Source organism: Pseudonocardia sp. (assembly GCF_025965585.1).
Taxonomy (GTDB): Bacteria; Actinomycetota; Actinomycetes; order Mycobacteriales; family Pseudonocardiaceae; genus Pseudonocardia.
This window is the reverse complement of sequence record NZ_JAOPWR010000217.1, coordinates 1-6,404: the sequence shown is the minus strand read 5'-3', so window position 1 is coordinate 6,404 and position 6,404 is coordinate 1. Positions and strand designations below refer to the sequence as shown.

Below are 6,404 nucleotides of genomic sequence, written 5' to 3'. Positions count from 1 at the left end.
CCGTCGATCGACACGGCCATGCACGGCCTCGTCGACGCTCCGCACGTCGACCACCTGCACCCCGACGCCGGCATCGCGATCGCCACCGCCGCCGACGGGGAAGCGCTCACCAAGGAGATCTTCGGGGACCGCGTGGTGTGGGTGCCGTGGCGTCGTCCCGGGTTCCAGCTCGGGCTCGACATCGCCGCCGTCCACGAGGCCCACCCGCAGGCCATCGGCGTGATCCTCGGCGGGCACGGCATCACCGCCTGGGGTACCACGAGCGACGAGTGCGAGGCCAACTCGCGGTCGATCATCGCCACCGCGCAGCGGTTCCTCGACGAGCACGGGGTGGCGGAGCCGTTCGGGCCGGTCCGGGACGGGTACGCGGCGCTGCCGGAGGACGAGCGGCACGCCCGCGCCGCCGCACTGGCGCCGGTGATCCGCGGCGTCGCCTCCACCGACCGCCGGCAGGTCGGCCACTTCACCGACACCGACGTGGTGCTGGACTTCCTGGCCCGCGAGAAGCTCGCCCCGCTCGCCGCCCTCGGCACGAGCTGCCCGGACCACTTCCTGCGCACCAAGGTCGCGCCGCTGGTGCTGGACCTGCCCGCGTCGGCGTCGGTCGACGTGCAGGTCGCCCGGCTGCGCGAGCTGCACGCCGAGTACCGCGAGGCCTACGCCGCCTACTACGACCGCAACGCCACCCCCGACTCCCCGGCCATGCGCGGCGCCGACCCCGCCATCGTGCTGGTGCCCGGCGTCGGCATGTTCAGCTTCGGCGCCACCAAGCAGACCGCGCGCGTGGCGGGCGAGTTCTACGTCAACGCCATCAACGTCATGCGCGGCGCCGAGGCCGTGTCCACCTACGCGCCCATCGCCGAGTCGGAGAAGTTCCGCATCGAGTACTGGGCCCTCGAAGAGGCGAAGCTCGCGCGCCTGCCGGAGCCGAAGCCCCTCGCCGCGCGCATCGCGTTCGTGACGGGTGGCGGCTCGGGCATCGGCAAGGCCATCGCGGAGCGGCTCGCGGCTGAGGGCGCCTGCGTCGTCGTCGCCGACCGGGACGGAGCGGCCGCCGCGACCGTCGCCGAGTCGCTGGGCGGCACCGACGTCGCCGTCCCGGTCACCGTGGACGTCACCGACTCCGCGGCCGTCGCCGCCGCGGTCGACGCCGCCGCGCTCGCGTTCGGGGGCGTCGACCTCGTCGTCAACAACGCCGGGCTCTCGATCTCCAAGCCGCTGCTGGAGACCACCGATGCCGACTGGGACGTCCAGCACGACGTGATGGCCAAGGGCTCGTTCCTCGTCGCCCGCGCCGCCGCGAAGGCCATGATCGACCAGGGCATCGGCGGCGACATCGTCTACATCGCCAGCAAGAACGGCGTGTTCGCCGGCCCCAACAACGTCGCCTACGGCGCCGCCAAGGCCGACCAGGCCCACCAGGTGCGGCTGCTCGCCGCCGAGCTGGGGGAGCACGGCATCACCGTCAACGGCGTCAACCCCGACGGCGTCGTCCGCGGCTCCGGGATCTTCGCGGGCGGCTGGGGCGCGCAGCGCGCGGCCGTGTACGGGGTGGCCGAGGAGGACCTCGGCGCGTTCTACGCGAAGCGCACCCTGCTCAAGCGGGAGGTGCTGCCCGAGCACGTCGCGGCCGCGGTGTTCGTCCTGACCGGCGGGGACCTGAGCCACACCACCGGCCTGCACATCCCCGTCGACGCCGGCGTGGCGGCGGCGTTCCTGCGGTAGGGAGAACCGTGACTGCGACGACCGAAACGACGCAGGGGAGCCCGGCCGTGCCCGTCGCGCAGCGCAGCGGCGCCCCGGTGCTGCTGATCAACCTGCAGCCCACCGAGGAGATGGACCACGCCACCTTCGACACGGGCGCGTGGCTCGCCTACTGCGGCGCCTGCCCGCTGCCGGAGACGGCCGACGCGTCCGAGGGCACGGTCGTGCCGGGTCCGCTGCTACGGATCGGCAACACCACCTCGCGCGTGGACCTGGGCTGCGACCTCGGCGAGTGGACCGACCTCTGGAGCGCGTCGGGCGCTGACCGCCACCGGGCGCTGGGCACGGGTCACCGCGCGGCGGAGCTGAAGGCCGTCGCCGAGCTGGTGGGGCTCGGGTCCGTCGGGGTCCGCGTCCGGTGACGGTGCGCGTCGCGGCCGTCGACCTCGGGGCGTCGAGCGGGCGGGTGATGGCCGCCGACATCGCTCCCGGCCGGCTCACCCTCACCGAGGTGGCCCGGTTCCCCAACGGCCCGGTGCGGGTCGGCTGCACGCTGTTCTGGGACGTGCTCGCGCTCTACCGCGGGATCCTCGACGGCCTGCGGGCCGCGGGCCCGGGGCTCGACGCGGTCGGCATCGACTCCTGGGCCGTGGACTTCGGCCTCCTCGACGCCACCGGTGCCCTGCTGGGTAACCCCGTGCACTACCGCGACGCCCGCACCGACGGCGTCGCCGAGCGCCTGCACACCACGATCCCGGCGGCCGAGCTGTACGCGACCACCGGCGTGCAGGTGCTGCCGTTCAACACGATCTACCAGCTGATGGCCGCCGCCGGGACACCTCAGCTCGACGCGGCCCGCGAGCTGCTCATGATCCCGGACCTGCTCGCGCACTGGCTCACGGGCGCGCACGCCGCGGAGATCACCAACGCCTCCACCACCGGCCTGCTCGACGCGCGGTCGCGCACCTGGTCCAAGGATGTGATCACCCGCGCCGGCATCGACGCCGGTCTGTTCCCGGCCCTGGTGGGGCCCGGCACTCGGACCGGTGAGCTGCTGCCGCACGTGCTCGACGCCACCGGGCTCGACAGTCCCGTACCGGTGATCGCCGTCGGCTCGCACGACACGGCGTCGGCGGTGGTGGGCGTGCCCGCGACCGGCCCGCGGTTCGCCTACGTCGCCACCGGCACCTGGTCGCTCGTGGGAGTCGAGCTGGACGCGCCCGTGCTCACCGAGGAGAGCCGCGCCGCGAACTTCTCCAACGAGCTCGGCGTCGACGGCACCGTCCGTTACCTGCGCAACGTCATGGGGCTGTGGCTGCTCCAGGAAGGCCTGCGCGCGTGGGGCGACCCGGACCTGGCCCCGCTGCTCGACGCCGCTGCGCGCGAGCCCACGCTGGTCGCGGTGGTGGACGCCGGGGACCCCGCGTTCATCGCCCCCGGCGACATGCCCGCCCGCATCGCCGACGCGTGCACCCGGCTCGGGCAGCGACCTCCGCAGACCCGCGCGGCCACCGTCCGCTGCATCCTCGACAGCCTGGCGCTCGCCCACCGCCGCGCGGTGCGCGACGCCGTCGCGCTGTCGGGCCACGAGGTCGACGTCGTGCACGTGGTCGGCGGAGGAGCGCGCAACACGCTGCTGTGCCGGCTCACCGCCGACGCCTGCGGCCTGCCCGTCGTCGCCGGTCCGGTGGAGGCGGCGGCGCTGGGCAACGCGCTGGTGCAGGCCCGCAGCCTGGGTGCCGTGGAGGGGGACCTGACGGACCTGCGCGCCCTCCTGGTGGAGACGCAGGAGCTGACCCGCTACGAGCCGAGCGGTGCGGAGCGGGCGTGGGCCGAGGCGGAGCGCCGCATCCAGGCCCGGTGATCGGCGAGGTTCCTCAGAACACCACCACGCCGCGCAGGTTGCGGCCCGCGTGCATGTCCTCGAAGCCCTTCGCGATGTCGTCGAGGGCGTAGCGGGTGGTGATCAGCTCGTCGAGCTTGAGCGCGCCCTCCTGGTAGAGGCGCAGCTGGGCGGGGATGTCGGCGGTGGGGGCCGACGCGCCGAACAGCGAGCCCTGCAGCCGCTTCTGGTAGAGCACCAGCTCGGTCAGCGGGATGTCGCCGTCGCGGGTGCGGGTCTCGCCGATCCCGACGACGACGCAGGTACCGGCCTTGCGCACGGCGCGCAGCGCGGCGCCGACGTGGGCGCCGGTCGTGACCCCGACCGTCACGATGGCGGCGTCGGCGCCCTGCCCGTCGGTCAGCTCCCGGCCGAGCGCGGCCGCCTCCTTGATGGTCTCGACGGCGTGGGTGGCGCCGAGGGTGAGCGCCGACTCGCGCTTGAACGCCACCGGGTCCACCGCGATCACCGCGGACGCGCCCGCGTGGGCGGCGCCCTGCACGGCGTTGATCCCGATGCCGCCGACGCCCATCACGATGACGACCTGGCCGGGGCGGACGTCGGCGGAGTTCTGCGCGGCACCCCAGCCGGTGCCGACGCCGCAGCCGGTGAGGCAGGCGGCCTCCAGCGGGATCGACGGGTCGATCTTCACCGCCGACGCCGTCGACACGGTGGTGTGCTCGCAGAAGGTCGACAGGCCGCACATCTGCCCGACCGGCTCGCCGTCGAGGGAGAGCCGGAAGCTGGTGGGGTCGTCCCAGCGGGCGTTGGTGGCGATGGAGGCGCCGAGGTCGCAGAGGTTCTGGTGGCCGGTGGCGCACCAGCGGCAGCGTCCGCAGCTGGGAAGGAACGAGAACACGACGTGGTCGCCCTCGGTGAAGCCCGGCGTGTGCGGGCCGACGGCCTCGACGATGCCGGCGCCCTCGTGCCCGCCGGCGAAGGGCATCTTCCCGACCTTCATGTCGCCGGTGGCGTGGTGGTCGTCGGAGTGACACAGGCCGCTCGCGACCATCCGGACGCGGATCTCGCCCTGGCGGGGATCGTCCACCTCCAGCTCGACCACCTCGAACACCCCGGGGACCTCACGCAGTACCGCGCCTCGCGTTCTCACCGGTCGAGTATCACCCGGCGGTCGCCACCGGCAGCATGAGGCGGCCTCCCCGCACGGTGTGGGTCGAGGGCTTCAGGCCCCTCGCCTCGGCAGGCGGCTCGCCGGTGCCGGTGTTGCGGGCCCACCGCGGGTGCGCCCCACCCGCGACGAGCAGCCGCAACCGGTGGCCGGCGTCGAGGCGGTGGGCGCACGGGTCGAGAGCGATCCGCAGCGTCCCGGGTTCACCGGCGGGATCGAGTCGCACCAGCGCGTCCGAGAAGTTGAACGACCTCCCGGTCACGTCCACGTCGCAGAGCCGCACGAACACGTCGGCGTGCGGGTTGTCGGTGGCGTGCTCCAGCTCCACGACGGGCACGCCGATCACCTCGAGGTCGGTGGGCAGCGGCTCGGTGGTGAACGTGACGACGTCGGCGCGGGCCTCCAGGTCCTGGTTGTCCCGCACGCCGGCGGCACCGTCCAACCGGCGCCCGCCGACCGACGGTGTGGGGTCCGAAGGGTCGTAGCGGAAGGTCGCGAGCGGACCCGCCGCGTCGGTGCCCTCGGTGCGCAGTGCGCCACCGGGGCCGAGGACGCGGGTCGAGGTGACCGTCAGCGGCGGCCACTCCGGCAGCTCACGCCACTCGCCGGCCCCCGTGACGTGGATCCGCACGGGCGCCGGGCGGGTGCGGCCGGTGGCGCCGGCGAGGTTCTCGTCGAACCAGGCCAGCGTCTCGCGGGCGATGGTGGGCGCGCCGATGGTGGCCGTGTGCAGGTGGACCCACGGACCGACGGTCATCGCCACGTCGGCGCCGCGGCCGTGCAGCGTGTCGTACTGCTCCACGGTGTGGCGCAGGAACAGGTCCTGCCAGCCGCCGATGAGCAGGATCGGGATCTCCGCCTTGTCCAACGCCTCCCGGGCCTTGCGCGACGCCCAGTACGCGGCGTCGGTGTCGGGGTGGGCCACCCACTGCGGGTACCAGGGTGCCCTCCCGTCCGTGAGCCGCTCGGCCGCGGCGCCCAAGGGCAGCTCGCCGTAGGCGGCCGTGACCCGCCTGGCGCCCGCGATCCTGGCCGCGATCCCGCCCAGGAACCCGTCGTGGTCCTCCTGCCGGCTGATCATGTTCGACCAGCCCAGGAAGTCGGCGAGCGTGAACGCGCCCGAGCCGTAGACGGCATCGGCGATGTCGTGCGGCCCCACCACCACGACCGCCGCCTTCAGCTCCGGCGGCGGGTCGGCCATCAGCGCCCACTGCGTCCAGCCGAGGTAGGAGCCGCCCGAGGTGGCGAGCCTGCCGTCGAACCACTCCTGCTCGCGCAGCCACGCGACCGTGTCGTGGGCGTCATCGACGTCGGCGGAGAACGGGTCGAACGTGCCCCCGGAGCCGAACGTCCCCCGGCAGCTCTGCACGAGGACGTGGTAGCCGCGGGCGGCCAGCACGCGCGCCGACGTCACGTCGAACGGGTTGATGCGGCCGTAGGGCGTGCGGGTCAGGACGGTGCCCAGCGAGTGCGCGGTCTCGGGCACGTAGTGCTCGCCGAGCAGCACGACGCCGTCGCGCATCGGGGTGCGCTCCTCGCGCCGGGTGTAGCCGGTGCGGGCGCCCGGTAGGCCCAGCAGCCGGGTGGCGAGACGGTCGGCGAGGAGGGCGGCACGACCGGGCGCGCGGGCGTCGAACACGTCTCCATCGAGCCACTCGGGGCGCCTCTCGTCAAACCCGGACCGGCGTC

The 6,404-nt window shown here is 74.2% G+C and carries 4 protein-coding genes and 1 pseudogene; 3 read left to right on the top strand and 2 right to left on the bottom strand.

Translation table 11 applies throughout. The features are described from left to right. The 3 genes and pseudogenes from rhaD to JWR81_RS14155 form a co-directional block, all read left to right on the top strand. A partial coding sequence (gene rhaD, locus JWR81_RS14165) for a bifunctional rhamnulose-1-phosphate aldolase/short-chain dehydrogenase (protein WP_297651469.1) occupies positions 1-1,725 on the top strand: 1,725 nt, incomplete at its 5' end. A 185-nt stretch (positions 1,726-1,910) separates the two neighbouring features. After that, positions 1,911-2,126 (top strand): annotated as a pseudogene (locus JWR81_RS14160) (arabinose isomerase); the annotation flags it as partial. A 2-nt stretch (positions 2,127-2,128) separates the two neighbouring features. Beyond that, complete coding sequence (locus JWR81_RS14155; RefSeq protein WP_297651474.1) at positions 2,129-3,568, top strand: rhamnulokinase family protein; 1,440 nt, start codon at positions 2,129-2,131, stop codon at positions 3,566-3,568. Between the two features lie 13 nt (positions 3,569-3,581). Here the strand turns inward: JWR81_RS14155 and JWR81_RS14150 are convergent, their stop codons facing one another. Then, complete coding sequence (locus JWR81_RS14150) at positions 3,582-4,697, bottom strand: NDMA-dependent alcohol dehydrogenase (protein WP_297651467.1); 1,116 nt, start codon at positions 4,695-4,697, stop codon at positions 3,582-3,584. Positions 4,698-4,707: 10 nt separating this feature from the next. Continuing rightward, the coding region (locus tag JWR81_RS14145) for a CocE/NonD family hydrolase (RefSeq protein WP_367278794.1) at positions 4,708-6,404 on the bottom strand (1,697 nt) is incomplete at its 5' end.